The 19,303-nt window shown below is 74.9% G+C and carries 17 protein-coding genes; 7 read left to right on the forward strand and 10 right to left on the reverse strand.

What is annotated here, in order from left to right:
* Positions 1 to 124: 124 nt before the first annotated feature.
* Complete coding sequence (locus MTF69_RS03550; RefSeq protein WP_243330594.1) at positions 125 to 1,855, reverse strand: class I adenylate-forming enzyme family protein; 1,731 nt, start codon at positions 1,853 to 1,855, stop codon at positions 125 to 127.
* Positions 1,852 to 4,008, reverse strand: a complete 2,157-nt coding sequence (locus MTF69_RS03555) for a CoA transferase (protein ID WP_243330595.1) — start codon at positions 4,006 to 4,008, stop codon at positions 1,852 to 1,854. Before MTF69_RS03555 ends, MTF69_RS03550 begins: the two co-directional genes overlap by 4 nt.
* A 161-nt stretch (positions 4,009 to 4,169) precedes the next feature.
* Between MTF69_RS03555 and MTF69_RS03560 the strand changes: the two genes are divergently transcribed.
* Entirely contained in the window at positions 4,170 to 5,363 is a 1,194-nt protein-coding gene (locus tag MTF69_RS03560; RefSeq protein WP_243330598.1) for an acyl-CoA dehydrogenase family protein, read from the forward strand.
* 38 nt (positions 5,364 to 5,401) lie between these two features.
* Here MTF69_RS03560 and MTF69_RS03565 read toward each other — a convergent pair whose 3' ends face one another.
* Together MTF69_RS03565 and MTF69_RS03570 are read right to left on the reverse strand one after the other, a co-directional pair.
* A complete protein-coding gene (locus MTF69_RS03565; RefSeq protein ID WP_243330601.1) occupies positions 5,402 to 6,475 on the reverse strand; it encodes a sugar ABC transporter permease in 1,074 nt (357 codons plus the stop codon).
* Between the two features lie 98 nt (positions 6,476 to 6,573).
* Positions 6,574 to 7,863 carry an MFS transporter gene (locus MTF69_RS03570; protein WP_243330602.1) on the reverse strand — a complete coding sequence of 430 codons (1,290 nt, stop codon included), beginning with the start codon at positions 7,861 to 7,863 and terminating at the stop codon, positions 6,574 to 6,576.
* 203 nt (positions 7,864 to 8,066) lie between these two features.
* On the opposite strand from MTF69_RS03570, the gene MTF69_RS03575 reads away from it, so the two are divergent.
* Together MTF69_RS03575 and MTF69_RS03580 are read left to right on the forward strand one after the other, a co-directional pair.
* A complete protein-coding gene (locus tag MTF69_RS03575) occupies positions 8,067 to 8,855 on the forward strand; it encodes a hypothetical protein (protein ID WP_243330604.1) in 789 nt (262 codons plus the stop codon).
* Positions 8,856 to 9,100: 245 nt separating this feature from the next.
* On the forward strand, positions 9,101 to 9,736 hold the full coding sequence (locus MTF69_RS03580) for a sigma-70 family RNA polymerase sigma factor (protein ID WP_243330606.1): 636 nt from the start codon (positions 9,101 to 9,103) through the stop codon (positions 9,734 to 9,736).
* A gap of 76 nt (positions 9,737 to 9,812) precedes the next feature.
* On the opposite strand, the gene MTF69_RS03585 is transcribed toward MTF69_RS03580, so the two are convergent.
* Positions 9,813 to 10,202 carry an SHOCT domain-containing protein gene (locus tag MTF69_RS03585; RefSeq protein ID WP_243330608.1) on the reverse strand — a complete coding sequence of 130 codons (390 nt, stop codon included), beginning with the start codon at positions 10,200 to 10,202 and terminating at the stop codon, positions 9,813 to 9,815.
* Positions 10,203 to 10,304: 102 nt separating this feature from the next.
* On the opposite strand from MTF69_RS03585, the gene MTF69_RS03590 reads away from it, so the two are divergent.
* Together MTF69_RS03590 and MTF69_RS03595 are read left to right on the forward strand one after the other, a co-directional pair.
* The gene (locus tag MTF69_RS03590; protein WP_243330611.1) at positions 10,305 to 11,483 is read left to right on the forward strand and encodes a sulfite oxidase; all 1,179 of its coding nucleotides are present in this window, start codon (positions 10,305 to 10,307) and stop codon (positions 11,481 to 11,483) included.
* Between the two features lie 94 nt (positions 11,484 to 11,577).
* Positions 11,578 to 12,024, forward strand: a complete 447-nt coding sequence (locus MTF69_RS03595) for a DoxX family membrane protein (RefSeq protein WP_243330613.1) — start codon at positions 11,578 to 11,580, stop codon at positions 12,022 to 12,024.
* A 34-nt stretch (positions 12,025 to 12,058) separates the two neighbouring features.
* Here MTF69_RS03595 and MTF69_RS03600 read toward each other — a convergent pair whose 3' ends face one another.
* Genes MTF69_RS03600 through MTF69_RS03610 form a run of 3 tightly spaced genes read right to left on the reverse strand, consistent with a single transcriptional unit; the run spans position 12,059 to position 14,158 of the window.
* Positions 12,059 to 12,658 (reverse strand): HD domain-containing protein, encoded by a 600-nt coding sequence (locus tag MTF69_RS03600; protein WP_243330615.1) that lies wholly within the window; start codon positions 12,656 to 12,658, stop codon positions 12,059 to 12,061.
* Positions 12,659 to 12,664: 6 nt separating this feature from the next.
* Positions 12,665 to 13,972, reverse strand: a complete 1,308-nt coding sequence (gene codA, locus MTF69_RS03605; RefSeq protein ID WP_243330616.1) for a cytosine deaminase — start codon at positions 13,970 to 13,972, stop codon at positions 12,665 to 12,667.
* An 18-nt stretch (positions 13,973 to 13,990) separates the two neighbouring features.
* Positions 13,991 to 14,158, reverse strand: coding sequence for a hypothetical protein (locus tag MTF69_RS03610; protein WP_243330618.1), 168 nt, complete (start codon positions 14,156 to 14,158; stop codon positions 13,991 to 13,993).
* A gap of 203 nt (positions 14,159 to 14,361) precedes the next feature.
* Here MTF69_RS03610 and MTF69_RS03615 point away from each other — a divergent pair, with 203 nt between their 5' ends.
* Together MTF69_RS03615 and MTF69_RS03620 are read left to right on the forward strand one after the other, a co-directional pair.
* Positions 14,362 to 16,137 (forward strand): prolyl oligopeptidase family serine peptidase, encoded by a 1,776-nt coding sequence (locus MTF69_RS03615; protein WP_243331341.1) that lies wholly within the window; start codon positions 14,362 to 14,364, stop codon positions 16,135 to 16,137.
* Positions 16,138 to 16,203: 66 nt separating this feature from the next.
* Complete coding sequence (locus tag MTF69_RS03620; RefSeq protein WP_243330620.1) at positions 16,204 to 17,076, forward strand: SURF1 family protein; 873 nt, start codon at positions 16,204 to 16,206, stop codon at positions 17,074 to 17,076.
* 81 nt (positions 17,077 to 17,157) lie between these two features.
* Here the strand turns inward: MTF69_RS03620 and MTF69_RS03625 are convergent, their stop codons facing one another.
* On the reverse strand, positions 17,158 to 18,339 hold the full coding sequence (locus MTF69_RS03625; protein WP_243330622.1) for a hypothetical protein: 1,182 nt from the start codon (positions 18,337 to 18,339) through the stop codon (positions 17,158 to 17,160).
* Entirely contained in the window at positions 18,336 to 19,142 is an 807-nt protein-coding gene (locus MTF69_RS03630; protein ID WP_374322188.1) for a SigE family RNA polymerase sigma factor, read from the reverse strand. Before MTF69_RS03630 ends, MTF69_RS03625 begins: the two co-directional genes overlap by 4 nt.
* Positions 19,143 to 19,303: the final 161 nt, after the last annotated feature.

The raw sequence follows: 19,303 nt of genomic DNA on the forward strand, positions 1-19,303 counted from the left end.
CGGGACGGGACCGGCGCGGGTGGCTCCGCCGGCCGGCACGGAGCAAGGTGCCGGCGGGACGGGGCCGGCGCCCCCGGTAGCCCGGGAGGGCGGGGCGGTCCGATGAGGGCCGCCCCGCCCTCGTCTACGCGCCCACCCCGGCGGGTGCCGCAGCGGCCGGGGCGGGCCCGGGGAAGGCCGGGGTGGCCCGCGCGCCGGGCCCTGCGTTCGCGAGGCGGGCGCGCAGCGCCGCGCGGTCGGGTTTGCCGGCCGGGGTGAGCGGGAGCTCCGCCAGCAGCAGCAGGTGCTCGGGGTGCTTGCGGCGCTCCAGGCCGCGGAGCTCCAGGTGCCCGGCAAGGGAGCCGAGGGTGGGGAGCTGCGCGCCGCGGGGGACGACGCAGGCGGCGAGGCGCTCGCCCATCACCTCGTCGGGGACCCCGACACAGACGACGTCGCGGACGAGGGGATCGTAGGAGAGCTCCCGTTCCACCTCGGCGGGGCTGATGTTGGCGCCGCCGCGGATGACGATGTCCTTGAGGCGGCCGACGACGTGGAGGACCCCGTCCCCGTCGATGAAGCCGAGGTCGCCGGTACGGACCCAGCCCTCGGGCGTGCGGTACCGGGCGTCCAGGTCCGGGGAGGCGACGTAGCACATGGGGGTCATGGGGCCGCGCGCGATGATCTCCCCGATCGCGCCGTCGGGGAGCCGCTCGTGCGTCTCGGTGTCGGCGATGCGGATCTCGGCGACCCGGGGATCGGGGCGGCCGGCGGCGATGCCCGTGCCCTCGGATTCCGGGGCCGCGGCGCCCAGTCCGGTGTGGCAGTTCACCCCGTCGGCCGAGCCGTAGAGGTTGACGACCGGGCAGCCGAAGGCGCGGCTCGCGCTCTCTGCCGTGGTCTCGTCGAGGGGGGCGCCGCCGAGGATCAGGGCGGTGGGGGCGGGGAGCGGGTCGGCGCCACCCCCGGATGCCTCCGCCTCCAGCCGGTCGAGCATCATGCGGATCATCGTGGGTACCCCGAGGACGTGGGTGGGCCGGTGCTCGCGCACCGCCGCGAGGGCCGCCTCCGGGGTGAAGTGGTCGAGGACGATCAGGGTTCCGCCGTGCCGGGCGAGGGTGACCGCGGTGCCGCTGGAGCCGAAGGCGGACGCGAGCGGTACGAGGAACAGGCAGCGCGGCGGTGTCCCGTCGGGCATCAGCGACGCGAGGAAGTTGCCACGGCCGCCGGCCAGGGCGTTGTGGGAGTAGGCGATCATCTTCGGCTCCGCCTCCGAGCCCGAGGACACCAGGATGCGGGCGGCGCTGTCGGGGTGGGGCCGGGCGGGTACGAAGGCGGCCGGGTCGGAGCGCAGCAGCTCCGCGAGCCGAGTCGTTCCTTCGGGCTCCGTGCCCGCCGGTCCGCCGACCGCGATGACATGGCGCAGCGCGGGCAGTTCGGGGGCCAGGTCCCGCAGTGCGGCGGCATGGCGGTGGCTGCGGTGCTCCACGGCGGCGATCACCGCCACGGCCTCGGCGCGGCGCAGCAGACAGCGGGCCTCCTCGCCGCCCCGGCCCACGGGGAAGGGCAGGGCCACCGCTCCGAGGGCGGCCAGGGCCAGGTCGGCGATGACCGCGTTGCGGCCGTTGGGCAGCTGGACACCGACCACGTCGCCGGGCCGTACGCCGAGCTCCGCGAGGCCGGTGGCCAGAGCGCGCACCTTGCGGTCGAGGGCCGTGTAACAGAGCTTGCCCTTGGCGTCGATGACCGCGGTGTGGTGCAGATCGGCGATCTGGCGGGCCCGGAAGAGGCTGTAGAGGTCGAGGTCGGGACAGGTTCCGTCGACCGCCCACGAGCGGCGCAGGCCCACGGGCAGCAGATCGTGCAGTGCGACGGTCATACGAAGCTCCAGGGGTCGGGAACGGCGGGGGCACCGTGCGCGTCGCGGCTGATCGAGCCGCCGAAGCGCGGGTCGTGGTGCAGGTCGGCGAGGTCGGTGGTGACGGCGGTCGCGGCGAGGCCGCGCGCCCGCAGCGCTCGCAGGGCGTCCTCGGTGGACGGCACGGAGGGCACGGACGGCATGGAGGGCCTGGACGGCACGGACGGCACGGACGGCACGGACGGCTCCGCGAGGCCCTGGACGACGGCCGCCGCCGCGCGGGCGTCCGCGTCGGCCGGGGCGATCCAGCCGTCGGCGGTGCGCAGGGGCGTACGGAAGCCCGCGGGCCGGCGGCCGCGTTCCCCGCGCCGGGCGCGGTGCAGGGCCGGGGCGGTGAGCAGGTCGGCGGCGCCGAGCAGCGAGGAGTCCACCCGGACCCCGCGTCCCGTGCGCTCGCGCAGCAGCAGCCCGGCGAGGACGGCCTCGGCGCCGAGCAGCCCGCCCAGCACGTCGAGCAGGGTCATCAGGGAGGGCGCGGGCACCTCGCCCTCGGGGCGGGCGGCCTCGCCTACGCCGGTGCGGGCCTGGACCATGAAGTCCGTGCCCATCGGCGGATCGGCGATGCGGCCGGTGCCCCAGCCGCCGGTGTACGCGTACACGAGCGCCGGGTTCGCCCGCGCGAGGTCGGCGGAGTCCAGGCCCAGCTCTGCGGCCTTCCCCGGGGCCCAGTTGTGCAGGAACACGTCGGCTCCGGCCGCCAGTTCGGCCAGCCGCAGCCGGTCGCCGGGCGACTTGATGTCGATCTCCACGGCACGCTTGCCCCGGTTCAGGGCCAGCCAGCGGGCGGAGATCCCCGAGCAGGCGGGCGGCATGCCGCGCAGCGGGTCGCCGCCCGGCGGCTCGATCCGGATCACCTCGGCGCCGAGCAGCCCCAGCAGATGGGCGGCGAGCGGCGCCTGCACGCGACGGCCGGCTTCCAGGACGGTCATGCCGGCGAGGGGCCCCGGGGTGGGGTGCGCGGGGGTGGGGTGCCCCGGGGTGGGGTGCGCCGGCGTCGGGTGCGCCGCTTTCGGGCGGGCACGGCCGCCGGGGCCGTACGGGGCCAGGGTCCAGGGGGCGGCTCCGTCCTGTTCGGCGGCCCGCTCCGCCAGGCTCCGCAGCCGGCAGACCTCGGCTCCCGAGGCGGCCGCCGCCTCGCGGATCCGCTGCCAGCCGTGGACCCGGGCGGTGGCGTGCAGCGCCTGGGGGAAGGGCGCGCACGCGGTGGCGTACCGGAACTGGAAGGGCCGCCAGCCGGCCCGTACCGCGTCGGAGGGGGCCTCCAGAGCCCGCCAGAAACCGGCCCAGGCACCCGGGTCCAGGGTCTCCAGCTCGAAGAGCGTGCCGTCGGCCGCGGTGAAGGGCGGGCCGCCGGGGGCGAGTTCGGCGGCTTCGCCCTCGTCGGCGCCGCTCGCGGCGAGGTACTGGGACACGACGAGCAGCCCGGCCCGGTCCACGTACGTGTGCGGCTGCGCGGCGGCGCCCTCGCACCCCCTGGCCCGGGCCAGCAGGGCGGCGAGCAGCCCCTGCGTGGTGAGGACGGCCGTCGCGGCGGTGGCGTAGTCGACGGCGAGCCCCCGCGGCAGGCCGTCGCGTCGGCCGTGGACCGCCATGATGCCGGTCGCGGCTTGAGCGGTGGCCTCGTCGGTGATGCCCGTCAGGCCCGCCCCGGGCGATGACCAGGCGACCGTGGCGGTCGCGCAGGCGGGGAGGCCGCTCCCGGAGGCGTGGCCCGGGGCACGCCCGAGAGCCTCCCCGAAGTCGTTCCCGGAGGCGCTCCCGAAGGTGCCCCCGGAGGCGGTCCCGAAGTCGCTCCCGGAGGCGTCCCCGAAGGCACCCCCGGAGGCGACCCCGAAGTTGCTCCCCAAGGCGACCCCGAAGGTGCCCCCAGAGGCGTCCCCGAAGACGTTCCCGAAGGCACCCCCGAAGGCCCCGTCCACCAAGGTGACGCGAGCCGTGCCGGTGTCGCCCCCCGCGGCCGGCCCGGTGGCCTCGCCCGCCCCGGCCTCCGCGGCGACGGCTCCCAGCACCCTCAGGTGCTCGGCCACCGGGCCGGCGAGCGCGGGCGGTCCCGAGGTGGTGAAGCGCAGCCCGTCGAGCGGCCGAGCGGTCTGGGTGACGGCGGGTGACGCCATGCCTCTCCTCTTCTCCCGGCCCCGGCGATCGGCCGGCGCCGCAGGTGGTCCCGTACGCGGGAACCAAGGGGCGGGCCCGCCCGACCAGTTCCACGGGAAGGCAGTCGCACTGCCGTTCCCACGGGTTCCCGGAGGGCTGGAGGAAAGTGGTGGAGAACCGAGTGACGGAAAGCGGAGGGAGTGCGGCGGGCCGCCCGAGCGAACCGACGGGCACGGACGCGGAGTTGAGGGACCGGGTGGCGGAGTTCGTACGGAAGCACGTGATGCCCCGCGAGCCCGTGCTGGACGCGGGCGGCCCCGCCGCGGCGGCTGCGCTGCGGGAGCTCCAGGCCGGGGCGAAGGAGGCGGGCCTCTGGGCCCTCCCGCTCCCCGCGGAACTGGGCGGCCAAGGACTCGATCTGGCACGCTACGCACGGCTCGCCGAGGCCGAGGGGGCGAGTGACCACGGACCGGCCGCGCTGGGGTCGGCGCCGCTCCTCGATGCGACGATGCTGTGGCGGCACGGCGGCGACCGGATACGCGCGCTGTACCCGCGCCGGCTGACGGCCGGCGAACTGCGCGCCTGCTACGCCATGACCGACCCCGAGACCCCGGGCACCGACCCGCACCTCACCTCCACGCGCGCGACGCAGCAGCCGGACGGCAGCTGGACCCTGAGCGGCCGCAAGTGGTTCACCTCGCACGCCGCCGAGGCCGGTCTGGTCACCGTCCTGGCCCGCACCGACGGGCAGCCGGGAGACCGTACGGGGCTGTCGTTGCTCGTCGTTCCCACTTCGGCGCCGGGCTTCAGGGTGGTGCGGGAGCTGCCGGTGCTGGGTGCGGCCGGACAGTGGGAGATCGAGTTCGACCGGGTGCGCGTGGACGCCGACCACCTCCTCGGCGAACGCGGCGGGGCCCTCGCCATCGCCGGGGAACGGCTCCAGCTGGGCCGCACCCTGCGCTGCCTGCGCTGGCTCGGCCAGGCGCAGCGCGCGTTCGACCTCATGTGCGAACGCGTGAACTCCCGTACCGGGTCGCGCGGTCCGCTCGGAAGCCACCAGCTGGTGCAGGGCCACGTCTTCGAGTCGCTCCTGGCGCTGCGCGGCACCCGGCCGCTCGTCCACGAGGCCGTGGCCCGGATCAGCGCCGGGCAGGACGCGCACGTGGAGGTGGGCCTGGCCAAGGTGGCCGCGGCCCGCACGCTCCAGCAGGTGACCGACGCGGCCATCCAGATCCACGGCGCGGCCGGCCTCGGCCCCGACACCCCCCTGCCCGCCCTCTACCGCACCGGCCGCACGGCCAGGATCCTGGACGGCCCGGACGAACTGCACATCACTGCGGTGGCCCGGCGGGTGTTGGGGGGATACAAGGCGTAGGCGTCACAGGAAGGGCGCCGCCACCATGAACACGCCCGTCAGACGGTGCGAAGGTCTGCCGACCCGGCCAGTCCGGCCAGTCCCAGGGCCAGGAAGAAGTCGCCCCACACCAGTTCGTGGCGGACGGCGAGCCCCTTGTCCGCGTCGTAGCAGCCGTTCAGCAGTCGGCCCCGGGAGAGGTGGTGCTCGACCAGGTGCTCGAGGATCTCCGCCGCGCGCCGCGCGTACGCCGCGGCCCGGGGGCCGGGGAGCAGGGACAGCTTCAGGAGCGCGACGGCCGTCACGGCCGCGGCCGAGGTGTCCGCGGGGCCGTCCGGCCGGGCCGCGTCCGCAGACGGTACGAGGGGTGTACCCGGCCCTGTCCACGCGGCGGCGAGGCGCTCGGCCAGTGCCTGCGGTTGCTGCCCCGGCAAGCACGCGGCGACGGCGGGGCGGTGCAGTGCGTCGGCCAGCGCGAGCAGCAGCCAGGCCGGTCCCCGGCTCCAGCCCGGCGCCGGATCCGCACACGCCAGCCAGCCCTTCTCCGCCTCGTAGGACCAGGCCGGTACGAGGTCACGGGCGCGGCAGACCTGCGTCCCGGAGCCGGGCAGGCACAGGGTCAGGTGCCGCTGGAGGTGTGAGGCCGCGGCCGCCGGGCCGACGGAGGCGAGCAGCGGAATCGTGCCCGGCAGCCCGTCCACCCGGGCCAGCAGGCGGGGACCGCCGAACGCCGATCCCCAGGGCAGCAGCCCGAGTTCCCCGTCCACCGCCGCAAGGCAGGCTCCGGCCGCCCGCGCACGCAACGCCTGCGCGCCGGCGTCCTCGACGGCCAGAGCAGTCCCGTACCAGAGGATCAGCCCGCGCGTGGAAGTGTCGGCGTCCACCCAGCCGGCCAGCCGCGCGGTGCACGCGGAGGCAGCGGCCCGGTCGCCTGCGGCGCCTGTGTGCCGGGCCCTCAGCCACAGCAGCCCGGCCCAGAACCCACCGGCCCAGGAACCCCGGCCGGTCGTCGTCCACTGCCCCGAATCCGGGTCCGCGTACAGCGGGAACCGCCCCTCCCCGACCTCGGCCGCCGTGGCGGCCACCTGGTCGAGGACCTCCGCCAACGCCCGTCCCGCCCAGTCGCCCGTCACCTGCACACCCCCGACTCGCCCGCCTGAGCGGTTTGTCACACCCACCGACCCCGGGGGCCTTCGCGTCGCTCCCGTACGCCTCACCCCCGCTCCCGCCCTCACCCCTGCTCCCGCTCCCGCACCCGCACCCGCTCCCGCACCGCCCAGGCCACACCGACACCACACGCCACCCCGAACTCCGCCGCCACCAGCAGCCAGCCCGTCCCGTAGCGGCCGGCGTTCGCGAGGGGACCGAAGAGGAGGGGGCCGACGGCGAAGCCGGTGAAGAAGCCGGCGGCCACGAGGGCTGCATCCTGGCCGGCCCGGCCGGGGGCGGAGCGCTGCATCACCAGGACCATCGAGACGGCGTTGGCCGATACCGCGAACACCCCGACGGCCACGGCGGCCACCCACACCAGCGGACCCGCGCCCGGCGCCGCGATCAGCAGGACGGCCGCTCCCACCCCGCCGGCCGCGAGGCCTCCCGGCAGCCACTCGGCGCGCCCCGGCCGGGCCGCCTTCGACCAGCCGACCCGCCCGGCGATGCCCGCGACGCCGAGCACCGCGACCAGCGCGCCGGCCTCGGTGGGGCCCATGCCGAGCCGTTGCGCGCCGAAGAGGGCCACGTACGTGTTGACCGAGGCGATCCCGCAGCCCAGGAACAGGGAGAACACCGCCAGCCAGGCGATGGCACCCCTGGGAACGAGGGAGGCCCGGGGTCCGGCCGGAGCGGCCCGCGGGTCGGCGGGCAGGGCGCGCAGCGCCCACACCGCCGCCAGCGCGGCGGTGGCGGCGGCCGTCCACACCGCCCCGCGCCAGCCGATGCCGCCGGCCAGTGCCGTGAGCGGCAGCCCGGCGGCGAAGGCACCCAGCTGGACGCCCGACTGCTTCATGCCGGTCACCGGCCCCCGGCGGCCGGGAGGCACGGCGGCGAGGATCGCCTTGTTGGTCGCCGGATTGGCCAGGGCCTGCGGCAGTCCGCCCAGCGCGACGGCGGCGAGCAGGAACCCGGGTCCGGGCGCGGCGCCGATCAGCGCGAGCGCCGCCGCGGACACCGACAGCAGGAGTACGAGGGAACGGCGCGGCCCGATCCGGTCCACCAGCCGGCCGCCGTGCGGCGACAGCACGGCCGCCGTGCCGAACCCGGCCGTGGTGGTCCAGCCGAGCAGGGAGGGCGAGATCCCCAGCTCCCCCACCAGGTGCGGACCGAGCGCACCGAGGAGGAAGAGCTGGAGCATCGAGAAGGCCATGGCGCCGGTGAGGAGAGCCGTGAGTCCGCCGGCCGGGCCACCCGCCGGCCCACCCGCCAATCCGCCCGCCGGCCCGCCTGCCGATCCGCCCGCCGGCCCGCCCGCCGATCCGCCCGTCAGCCCGCCCGTCCGGCCCGTGGCCGCCCCGGGCGTCTTCACCGACCGCCTCCGGTCCGCCACCGCTCGCCCACCCCGTTCCCGCCGCCATCACTTCCGGGAACAGGAGTCGGCCCGGTGAACGCCCGGGTTCCCAGGGCCTGTTGTGGCGTGCGCCACAACACGGGCAGGGCTCGATTTCCGGACGAAGAAAGCCTGATGCCCTCTGTCGCCCCCCGCCCGGCCGGTGCGACGATGGCCCGGCCATGACACCGGGTCGATGTTGCCGAGCCGTACGGGCCGCGATGTTCGCGGCCACCTGCGTGCTGCTCTCGTCCCTCGGACACATCCTCATGTCGGGAACCGCCGTCCCCTGGTGGGGGATGGCCGCGGCCTTCGCCGCAACCTCGGCGACCGGCTGGTTCCTCGCCGGGCGGGAGCGCGGTCTCGCGGCCGTCGTCTCCGCGACCGTCGGCGTCCAAGCCGTCCTGCACGGCGGGTTCTCGCTCGCCCAGGCCGCGGCAGCGCGGCCACCGGAACCGGGCGCCTCCTTGACCTCCCTGGGCCGCCGCTGGGCCCAGTACCTGCTCTGCGCCCCCTCCGTGCTGCGCCCGCAGACGACCGGGCCCGCGGCGGGCACCGGCAGCACCGCCCGGCACGTCATGCAGGACGCGCACGCCATGGCCGGAACGCACGGGACGCACGCCGTGCACGGGATGGCCGACGGCTCCGCGTCGATGGCGGCGGCCCTGCCGACGCCGACCGTGCACGCCATGGGCTCCGTGTCACCGGCGGGCATGCTCGCGGGCCACCTCCTGGCGGCCCTGGTCTGCGGCCTCTGGCTCGCGTACGGGGAACGCGGCGCCTTCCGCGTCCTGCGTGCCGTCGCCGCCCGGTTCCTCGTACCGCTGCGCCTGCTCTTCCGGCTTCCCGCGCCCGCGCACCGGCCCCGCGTCCGCCTTCCCCGCAACCACCGGGTCCGGACGCCCCGCAGGCTGCTGCTCGCCGACGCCCTCACCTCACGGGGTCCACCTCACGGGACCGCTGTCGTCTGACAGCCGGCTCCCCGACGCGCCACGGGTCCAGTACCCGCACCCGTACCGCGCCTCGGGCATCGGTCATGCCGTCCGGCATGCCGTACCCCCCGTTCACCGGCCTCGCGATGGCAGCGCTCCGGGCTCCGAGCTCTCCGGGCGCGCCGGCAGTGCGGTACCTGCGATCACCGTGGTCACTTCGGCCACCCCTGTCGCCCGCGACGCGGCATCGAATCCGGCCGGATTCCCCAGAAGGACACCAGGCGATGACTCCTGCCCTGCTCACCCGCCCGACCCCCGCCACCCCCAGCGCCCCCGCCACCCCCACCCGCCGCGCCGCCGGCCCCGACGAGGCCGTCACCCTCCTCGCGCTGGCCGCCCGTGACGGCGACCCCGTCGCGGTGGACCGGTTCGTGCGCGCCCTGCACCGCGACGTGCGCCGCTACGTCGCCTACCTCAGCGCGGACCCCCAGTCCGCCGAGGACCTGACCCAGGAAACCTTCCTGCGCGCCCTCGGCAGCCTGCACCGCTTCGAGGGCCGCTCCTCCGCCCGTACCTGGCTGCTCTCCATCGCGCGGCGCACCGTGGTGGACAGCCTGCGCCACAAGGCGGCCCGCCCCAAGATCGCCGACAGAGACGACTGGCAGACCGCGGCCGAGCAGAGCCAGCCCCGCGGCGTACCCGGCTTCGAGGACGGCGTCGCGCTCGCGGAGCTCCTGGGGGCGATCCCCGCCGAGCGCCGCGAGGTCTTCGTCCTCACCCAGCTCATGGGTCTGCCGTACGCGGAGGCGGCGCTCATGCTCGGCTGCCCGATAGGCACCGTCCGCTCCCGCGTGGCCCGGGCCCGCTCGTCCCTGATCGACCTGCTGGCGGACGCGGACCCGGCCACGGCCGCGGCCTGACCCGGAACGCAACGCCCGGACGGGGGCCGGACCGCGATCGCGCGGTCCGGCCCCCGTCCGGCGGGTAGGGAGGTCCTCAGGCCAGGAGCTTGTCCTTGGCCTTGTCGAACTCCTCCTGCGTCAGGTGGCCCTTCTCCTTGAGGGAGGACAGCTTCGCGAGTTCCTCCGCCGGGCTGCTGCGGGGACCCGCGGCCTTCTGGACGTAGTCCTGGAAGGCCTGTTCCTGCTCCTTCGCCTGCTTCACATCCCGCTTGGCCATGCTCCGGCCGCGGACGATGAGGTAGATGAAGACGCCGATGTAGGGCAGCAGCAGCACCAGGATCAGCCAGCCGGCCTTGGCCCAGCCGTTCAGCTCGTGGTCCCTGAAGATGTCAGTGATCACCTTGAAGAGCAGGAAGAACCACATGACCCACAGGAAGAGCCACAGCATGGTCCAGAACAGGTTGAGCAGTGGATAGTCGTCCACGCGTCACTCCGATCACATAAGGGACAGATCAATTCATACCGCCTGATCAAGTGATCCGCACGCGGAGTAGCCGGTCCGACGCAGCCGCGGGACCATGAGCCCATGGAGGAGCGCCCCCTCACCGGGATCAGCCCCCCGGGCCGGATCGCCGCCCCCGGGGAGGGCATCGGCCAGGACGAGCTGGCGCTCGCCGCGCGCAACCACGGGCTTCCGCTCGAGGCCCTGCGGTACGAGGTCACCCCGGCCGGGCTGCACTACGTACTCGTGCACTACGACATCCCCGACACCGGCGGCACGGACGCAGGCACGGACGCGGGCGCGGACGACTCCGCAGACACCTGGCGCCTCACCCTGCGCGGATGCCTGCGCACCCCCCTGGAGCTGAGCCTGCGCGACCTGCGGTCCCTGCCCCGCGTGACCCGCCGGGTCACCATGGAGTGCGCCGGCAACGGGCGGGCCCGGCTGTCCCCGCGGCCCGTCAGCCAGCCCTGGCTGGTGGAGGCGGTGGGGACGGCCGACTGGACGGGGGTGCCGCTGCGCGCGGTGCTCGCGGAGGCCGGGGTGGCGCCGGGCGCCGTGGAGGCGGTGTTCACGGGCGCCGACCACGGGGTGGAGCGGGGCGTCGAGCAGGACTACCGGCGCAGCCTGCCGCTGCCCGTCGACGAGGACGTGCTGCTCGCCCACACGATGAACGGCGGGCCCCTGCCGCCCCAGCACGGGCATCCGCTGCGGCTGATCGTCCCGGGCTGGTACGGGATGGCACACGTGAAATGGCTGCGCGACATCGAGCTCGTCGACACGGCGTTCGGCGGCTACCAACAGGCCACGGCCTACCGCTACAAGCAGAGCGCCGACGAGGCCGGCGAGCCCGTCACCCGGATCGCCCCGCGCGCCCTGATGATCCCGCCCGGATTCCCCGACTTCATGTCCCGCACCCGGGTCGTCCGCCCCGGCCCCCTGCGGCTCGCCGGGCGCGCCTGGTCGGGCTACGGGCCCATCGTGCGCGTGGAGTTGAGCACCGACGGGGGCGCCGACGGGGGCCCCGGCCGGGGCCCCGACGGGGCCGGCGGCAGCTGGGCCGACGCCGAGGTGCTGCCGCGGGGCGGGCACCCGTACGCCTGGCAGGGCTGGCACGCCGAATGGACGGCGGTCCCGGGCAGTCACACCCTCCTGGTCCGCGCCACCGACGCCTCGGGACGCACGCAGCCGCTCCGGCAGCCGTGGAACCGCGGGGGCTTCGGCAACAACCAGGTCCAGGCCGTCTCCGTCGTGTGCCGCTGAACCCCGTGGGCCAACCCCTTGCCACAGCACTCCCCTTCCCTCGAAACTGACACATCGTCAGATCATTGCGAGGGAACGAGGGAAGGAACCGAGGATGCAGACCATCTGGCTCGGCGGGCCCGAATGGGTCGCCGTTCTGCGGATCGGGCTCGGGCTGTGGTGGCTGGAGAGCTGGCGGCACAAGGACAAGAAGGACTGGTTCGGCGGAGGCGGCATCCGCTGGGCGGCCGGCGTGGCCGAGAAACACCGCTGGGGGTTCGTGACGCGCGGCTTCGACGTCGTCGTGAAGCCCTACCCGCGTTTCATGGCCTACCTCGTCGCCTACGCCGAACTGGCCCTGGGCCTCGGCCTCATCGTCGGGTTCCTGACCCCGATAGCCCTGCTCGCCGGCCTGCTGCTCAACCTGGTCTACCTGATCCTGATGATCCACGACTGGGGCGAGCAGGGGCAGAACCTGATGATGGCCCTGATCTCCGGGGTCGCCTTCTTCGCGATGGGCTGGCAGGTCTGGTCCCTGGACAACGCCCTGGGGATCTTCTGATCCCGCCGGCCCCCACGCCTCCCGGCGCCTCGCCTCAGCCCCGCCGGTCGAGCGGATTCGCCGCGATGCGCTCCTTCGCACCGCTCGCCACGTAGGCCGCCGCCGCGCACTGCGGCTTGCGCGCGGCCTGATCGGCGACCAGTGCGAAGAAGGCGTCGCCGAAGCCGAGGCGCGGGTACTCCGTGAGCAGCGCGGCCGTGAAGACGGGGTCGGCGTCGCCGACGCCGACCCCGGAGACGTCCGCGGTCGTACCGATCTGGAGCAGGTGGCTCTCCACGTCCTCGGCGGCCGTGACGTCCTCGCGCATGTGCCGCACGATGATCTCCTCGGCGCGCGCCCGCCGCTCCGCCGGCCAGCCCAGCCCCGCCGTCAGCACGCGCGCGACGTGGCCGCCCGCCTCCTCGAAGGGCAGGGTGTGGCTGTCGAAGGGCGCGGTCAGCCCGAGATCGTGCACCAGCGCGCTGACGTAGAAGAGTTCGCGGTCGTACGGGAGCCCGTGCCGGTCCGCGTACTCGGCCCCGAAGGCGTACGACCGGACGGAGTGGTTCAGCAGCGCCGCGTCCGTGTACTCGGAGGCGATCTCCAGCGCGGCCCGGCCCGACGGAGTGTCAAGAGTCCATGTCACAAGGGTCATGGACGGTCACAGTAGGCGGACGCGGAAGTCCACCTCCGAGGGGCCCTCGTCCCCCGGCCAGGCCAGCAGGCGGGGCGGAGCCGCCGGGGTCTCGGCGAGGACGGTGCCGCGCGAGACGACGTAGCGGGGGCGGACCTGGCGGCGGACGGCCTCGGTGGGCGATTCGGCCGGCAGCAGCACGAAGGAGGCCGGGTTGCCCTGGCGGACCCCGTACTCCGAGGGCGAGAGGCCCAGGACGCGCGCCGCGCGCTCGGTCACCATCTCGAAGGCCACCGGGATCTCGTCCGCCCCCGTGAGCTGGGCGGCGTAGATCCCGACGAGGGCGGTCTGCAGCGGGTTTCCGGTGCCGAGCGCGTTCCAGGGGTCCATCACGTCGTCGTGGCCGAAGGCCACGTTCACCCCCGCCGCCAGCATCTCCTTGACCTGGGTGAGGCCGCGCCGCTTGGGGTAGGCGTCGAAGCGGCCCTGCAGGCCCAGGTTGGCGAAGGGGTTCGAGACGAGGTTGATCCCGGAACGCGACAGCAGGCGCTGGAGTTTGAAGCTGTACGCGCCGCCGTAGGAGCCCATGGCCGTCGTGTGCGAGGCCGTCACGTGACCGCGGAGCCCCGAGCGCAGGGCGTGCGCGGCCAGCACTTCCACGAACCGGGACTGTTCGTCGTCGATCTCGTCGCAGTGCGCGTCCACCCGCAGCCCCTCCTCCTCGGCGAGCCGGAAGGCGACGGCCAGCGAGGCCACCCCGTCCTCCCGGGTGTCCTCGAAGTGCGGGATCGCGCCGACCACGTCGGCACCGCGCCGGACCGCCTCGCGCAGCAGCGCCTCGCCGCCGGGGAAGGAGACGATGCCCTCCTGCGGGAAGGCGACGATCTGCAGGGTCATCACGTCCCGGACCCGGTCGCGCACCTCCAGCAGCGCGTCGAGCGCGGTCAGCGCCGGGTCGGTGACATCACAGTGCGTGCGCACGTGCAGCACGCCCTGCGCCGCCTGCCAGCGCAGCACCTCGGTGGCCCGCGCGATGACGTCCTCGCGGGTCAGGGTCTTCTTGCGCTCGCTCCAGCAGGCGATGCCCTCCCAGAGCGTCCCGGAGGCGTTGGGGCGCGGATCCCCGGCCGTCAGGGCCGTGTCCAGGTGGATGTGCGGCTCGACGAAGGGCGCGCTGAGCAGGCCGCCGTGCGCCTCGATCAGCACCCCCGTCGCCGGCGGCTCCTTCTGGTCGTCGTACGGGAGGACGCGCGCGATCCGCCCGTCCTCCGCGACCTCGACGTCGTGCAGACCTTCGCCGTGCAGCAGCCGGGCACCCCGGACGATCATCCGCATCGCGTCAGCCTACGGGGCTCAACCTCGCTTGGCCTGGGCCTTCTGCTGCATGCCCCGGGTCTTCGCGGAAACCGACTGCACATCGCGGACGGCGGCCTTGGCGCGCGCCTCGGCCGCCGTGTTCTTCGCCATCGCACGCTCTGAATCCTGGTGGGCCGGCTTGCCGGTACGTGCCTTCTTCGCCATGACCGCCACTCCTTCGCTCGCAGCTCTACGCAGCTCGTACGCGGGACCGCGTACGCACACCACCCTGCGCCCGTTCGGCCCCGTCGGCATCTCGGGGGACGGGCCGCGGCCGATCCGGTTACATGGGGTGCATGACTGACGCCACCGCCGCCACCGCCGACGCCGCCGACACCGCCGACACCGCCGCCATCAACGACACGGCCATGCCCGACTGGGAGAAGCGCTTCCGGGCCCCGCGCGTGGGACTGCCCGAATGGGCCGAGGACGCGCCCGACCGCTCGCTCTTCGTCTCCAACGCCACCGGGACCTACGAGCTGTACGCCTGGGACCGCGCCACCGGCGCCCAGCGGCAGGCTACCGACCGGCCCAACGGGACCACCGACGGCACCCTCTCCCCCGACGGCGCGTGGCTCTGGTGGTTCTCCGACACCGACGGCGACGAGTTCGGCACCTGGGTCCGCCAGCCCTTCGCGGGCGGCCCCGACGAGCCGGCCACCCCCGGGCTGGAGGCCTCCTACCCCGCCGGGCTGGCCATCGGGCGGGACGGGACGGCCGTCGTGGGGCGCTCCACCGACGAGGACGGGACCACGATCCACGTGGTCCGGCCCGACGGGTCGGAGCCGGCCGTCGTCTACCGGCACCGCGAGTCGGCCGGGGTCGGCGACCTGTCCCGGGACGGGACCCTGCTCGCCGTCGAGCACACCGAGCACGGCGACGCGATGCACTCGGCCCTGCGGGTGATCACCCTGGACGGCGGGACCGTCGCCGAGCTGGACGACTCCAAGGGCGGCACCGAGGAGCTGGGCCTCATGGTGCTCGGCTTCGCGCCCGTCGCGGGAGACACCCGGCTGCTCGTCGGCCACCAGCGGCGCGGCCGGTGGGAGCCGATGGTGTGGGACGTGGCCGCGGGCACCGAGGAGGAGCTGGCCGTCGACCTGCCGGGCGACGTCGGCGCCGAGTGGTACCCGGACGGGTCGGGGCTGCTGATCGAGCACGGCTTCGAGGCGCGCAGCGAGCTGTTCCGCTACGACCTGGCCGCGCGGGAGCTGCTGCGGCTGGACACCCCGCCGGGGACGGTGTCGGGTGCCACGGCACGGCCCGACGGGTCGGTGGAGTACCAGTGGTCCTCCGCGGCCGAGCCCTCCGTCATCCGGTCGACCGCGGGCGGGGTCGTGCTCGACCCTCCCGGTTTCCGGCCGCCGGGCTCCGTACCGGTCGAGGACGTGTGGGTGGAAGGGCCGGGCGGGCGGATCCACGCCCTCGCCCAGCGGCCCGTCGGGCACGGCGACGGCCCCTTCCCGACCGTCTTCGAGATCCACGGCGGGCCCACCTGGCACGACAGCGACGCCTTCGCCGCGACCCCCGCGGCCTGGCTCGACCACGGTTTCGCGGTGGTCCGGGTCAACTACCGCGGTTCGACCGGCTACGGGCGCGAGTGGACCGACGCCCTCAAGCACCGGGTCGGCCTGATCGAGCTGGAGGACGTCGACGCCGTACGGGAATGGGCGGTGGCCTCCGGGCTCGCGGACCCGGCGCGCCTGGTGCTGTCCGGCGGCTCCTGGGGCGGCTACCTGACGCTGCTGGGCCTCGGCACCCGGCCGGAGGCCTGGGCGGTGGGGCTGGCGGCCGTACCGGTCGCCGACTACGTGACGGCGTACCACGACGAGATGGAGGCGCTGAAGTCCCTGGACCGCACCCTCTTCGGCGGCACTCCGGAGGAGGTCCCGGAGCGCTTCGAGGCCTCCTCGCCACTGACGTACGTGGACGCGGTGAAGGCGCCCGTGCACATCGCGGCGGGCCTCAACGACCCGCGCTGCCCCATCAAGCAGATCGAGAACTATGTGGACCGGCTAACGGCCCGCGGGGCGGAGCACGAGGTGTACCGCTACGACGCCGGGCACGGCTCTCTCGTCGTGGAGGAGCGGATCAAGCAGGTCCGGATGGAGATCGACTTCGCGCTGAAGCACCTGCCGCGCTAGGCCGTCGGCCGCCCGGCGCCGGGCCCCGCCACCGGTGATCCGGTGCACCCCCCGTACGGTGGTGGGGTGCACCGGTTTCTCCTGACCCCGCGCTGGTGGGGGATCAACGTCTTCGTCGCGCTCGGCGTTCCCTTCTGCCTGTTCATGGGGACCTGGCAGCTCGGCCGGTTCGAGGACCGCTTCGACACCCACAAGGAGGCGACCAGCGCACGCCCCGCCGAACAGACGGCCGCGCCGCTGGAATCGCTGCTCCCGGTGGACAAGCAGACCTCGGGACGGCTCGCCTCGGTCTCCGGGGAGTACGCCGACCAGCTCCTCGTCCCCGAGCGGCGGCTCGACGGGAAGTCCGGCTTCTACGTCCTGACCCTGCTCAAGACCGACACCGGCAAGGCCGTACCCGTGGTCCGGGGCTGGCTGCCCGGAACAGCCGACGCGAGCCGGGCCCCGGCCCCGCCGGCCGGCCGGGTCGAGGTGACGGGCGCGCTCCAGGCCTCGGAGAACTCCACCAGCAAGGGCGTCTACTCCGCGGGCGGGCTGCCGGCCGGGCAGCTCGGCGTCATCGGGGCCGCCTCGCTCGTCAACATCGTGCCGTACGGCCTGCACGACGCCTGGCTGACCGTGCAGATGCCCGCCGACGGGATGACTCCGGTACCGGCGCAGGCTCCGGCCAACACCGGGCTGGACCTGAAGGCCTTCCAGAACCTCGGCTACACCGGCGAGTGGTTCGTCTTCGCCGCGTTCGTGCTCTTCATGTGGTTCCGGCTGTACCGGCGCGAGGTGGAGACCCTGCGCGACACGGAGGCGGGCATCCTCGCCGAGGGCGAGGGCGAGGGCGAGGGCGAGGGCGAGGGCGAGGCCGGGGCCGGGGTCGGCGCCGCGACCCCGGCGGCCGAGCGGGACCCGGCGGAGCCGGCCCCGGCCGGGACCGGCTCGGCGTAGCGTCCGGGGTTCAGCCCTGGGCTGCGCCCCGGGTTGCACCGGGGGTTGTGCCCCCGGGTGCGCCCTCGCTCGCGCCCCGGTCTACCTGACGGGGATGACGCCCGTCCGGTAGACCGTTCCGCCGCACGCCTCGGCGATGGTCGTCTGCGTCGTCGGGCCGTCCGTCCCCGACGTATGGGGCGTGTGGGACACCACGGCACCGAGCGGCGGGTTCTCCGCCTGGGTCTGGCCCGTGTCGGTGCCCGCCTCGGCATCCGGAGCGTCCCCGGTACCGCCCTCCGGCGGGGTGCCCTCCCCGGAGCCGTCCGCGCCGGGACAGCCCCCCTCCGGCGGCACCCACGCGAAGCGGACCTCGTACGCCGCGTTCGGCGCGAGCACCAGCCGCATGGTCTCCACCGACGGGTCGGGCAGCAGCCCGGTCGCCGGATCGCCCGTGACGTGGCTGACGACCGCCACCGCGGCTCCGCCCTCGCTCGCCGGGCCGGCCGTCAAGGTCTCCGGGCCGCGGACGGTACAGCCGCGCGACGACACGTTGGTGACCCTGAAACTGCCGTAGACCTTGCCACCGGCCGACGGGGCCCGGGTGCTGCCCGACACGCCGATCTGGCTCTGGGTGCAGTTGGGCACGTCCGAGGACGCGGGCGGGGGGATCAGACCGCCGCCGACGGTGCCGGTGGTGCCGGACGAGGCGCGGGGCGGGGTGACGTCCGGCCCGCCGGTGCTCGGGCCGCCACCGTCCGCCGGGGTCGGCGAGGCGCTCGCGCCACCGTTCTCCGCGTCCTTCTTGTCCTTGTCTTTGTCCTTGTCCTTGTCGGAGGACCGCTTGGGCTTCGGACGGGAGCCCGAGCCGTTCTGGTGCAGGCTCGACCCGTCCTTCGAGTCCCCACCCTGCTGACCGTGGCCCGCCATGGTGGAACGGTCGGAGCCCCCGCCCGTCCCGGAGGTCAGGTGCAGGCCCACCGGGACCGAGCCGCCCAGCACGACCACGGCCGCCGCCGCGGCGACGAGGATCCGCCGGTTGCGGACCCGGCGCGCGGGGACCGCGTACCGCAGCCGCTCCAGCGCGTCACCGGAGGGTTCGAGCCCCCCGACGACCCCCTGCAGCAGATCGCGCAGCGCGTCCTCCTCGACCACGGGCTCGGAGACGGCGGACTTGCCGCGCACGAGCTCCAGCAGGGCCTCCGGGCCCCCGGAGGCGGAGCCGCCGGACAGGCCGGACAGGCTGCGGGCTTCGTCTTCGTTCGTCTTGCGGTCCTCGTTCATGCTTGCGCAGCCTCCATCGCCACCCGCAGCGCGGCAATGCCCCGCGATCCGTACGCCTTGACCGAACCGAGCGATATGCCGAGGGTCTCGGCGACCTGGACTTCCGTCATGTCCGCGAAGTAGCGCAGCACCAGCACCTCGCGCTGGCGTCGCTGGAGCCCGCGCATCGACTTGATGAGATCGTCCCGTTCCAGCAGGTCGTACGCGCCTTCCTCGGCGCTCGCCATGTCCGGCATCGGCTTCGACAGAAGCTTCAGGCCGAGGATGCGGCGGCGCAGGGCGGAGCGCGAAAGGTTGACGACGGTCTGGCGCAGGTAGGCCAGCGTCTTGTCCCGGTCCCGGACCCGCTTGCGGGCCGAGTGGACGCGGATGAAGGCCTCCTGGACGACGTCCTCGCAGGAGGCGGTGTCGTCGAGGAGCAGCGCGGCGAGGCCCAGGAGGGAGCGGTAGTGGGCCTGGTAGGTCTCCGTGAGGTGGTCGACGGTGGTCCCCGCGACCACTTCGGCCACCGCGGTCACTTCGGCCACCACGGCCGCCTCGGCCACCGGCGCGGTCTCAGCCTCCTCGGCCGTCTCGGCCGTCTCCGGGCTCCCGAGGTCCTCCGCGCTGTCGCGCGGCCCGGGCACCCGGCCTTCCTTGGCCGGTACGGACGCGCGGGCGCCGGGCGCGGTGGGCACCCCGGGCAGCACGGGGGCCCCGGACGCCGTCGCGGCGGGCGGAACGGGAACGATCACCGGGATCCCACCGGGCGTGCGGGATCGCAGACGCGACGGGATCGGGAGCGTCCCGGTGCGCGCCGCAATGACGGGGAGTTCGAGCAATGCTTCTGCCACGCCAGTTGGACACGCGTCCCCCCGTCAGGGTTGTACGCGCACGGCAGATTCATCGGCGGGATTCTCATCGTCTTCTTGCGTAGCCGCTCACCCGGCGCGCGTCGTCGTACGACGACAGCCGTCGGGCCATC

Source organism: Streptomyces sp. AP-93 (assembly GCF_022808175.1).
Lineage (GTDB): Bacteria > Actinomycetota > Actinomycetes > Streptomycetales > Streptomycetaceae > Streptomyces.

Coding starts and splice junctions, on each gene's coding strand:
- MTF69_RS03550 (WP_243330594.1), bottom strand. CDS start 1,855: ATGACCGTCGCACTGCACGATCTGCTGCCCGTGGGCCTGCGCCGCTCG.
- MTF69_RS03555 (WP_243330595.1), bottom strand. CDS start 4,008: ATGGCGTCACCCGCCGTCACCCAGACCGCTCGGCCGCTCGACGGGCTG.
- MTF69_RS03575 (WP_243330604.1), top strand. CDS start 8,067: ATGACACCGGGTCGATGTTGCCGAGCCGTACGGGCCGCGATGTTCGCG.
- MTF69_RS03580 (WP_243330606.1), top strand. CDS start 9,101: ATGACTCCTGCCCTGCTCACCCGCCCGACCCCCGCCACCCCCAGCGCC.
- MTF69_RS03590 (WP_243330611.1), top strand. CDS start 10,305: ATGGAGGAGCGCCCCCTCACCGGGATCAGCCCCCCGGGCCGGATCGCC.
- MTF69_RS03595 (WP_243330613.1), top strand. CDS start 11,578: ATGCAGACCATCTGGCTCGGCGGGCCCGAATGGGTCGCCGTTCTGCGG.
- MTF69_RS03600 (WP_243330615.1), bottom strand. CDS start 12,658: ATGACCCTTGTGACATGGACTCTTGACACTCCGTCGGGCCGGGCCGCG.
- codA (WP_243330616.1), bottom strand. CDS start 13,972: ATGCGGATGATCGTCCGGGGTGCCCGGCTGCTGCACGGCGAAGGTCTG.
- MTF69_RS03610 (WP_243330618.1), bottom strand. CDS start 14,158: ATGGCGAAGAAGGCACGTACCGGCAAGCCGGCCCACCAGGATTCAGAG.
- MTF69_RS03615 (WP_243331341.1), top strand. CDS start 14,362: ATGCCCGACTGGGAGAAGCGCTTCCGGGCCCCGCGCGTGGGACTGCCC.
- MTF69_RS03625 (WP_243330622.1), bottom strand. CDS start 18,339: ATGAACGAGGACCGCAAGACGAACGAAGACGAAGCCCGCAGCCTGTCC.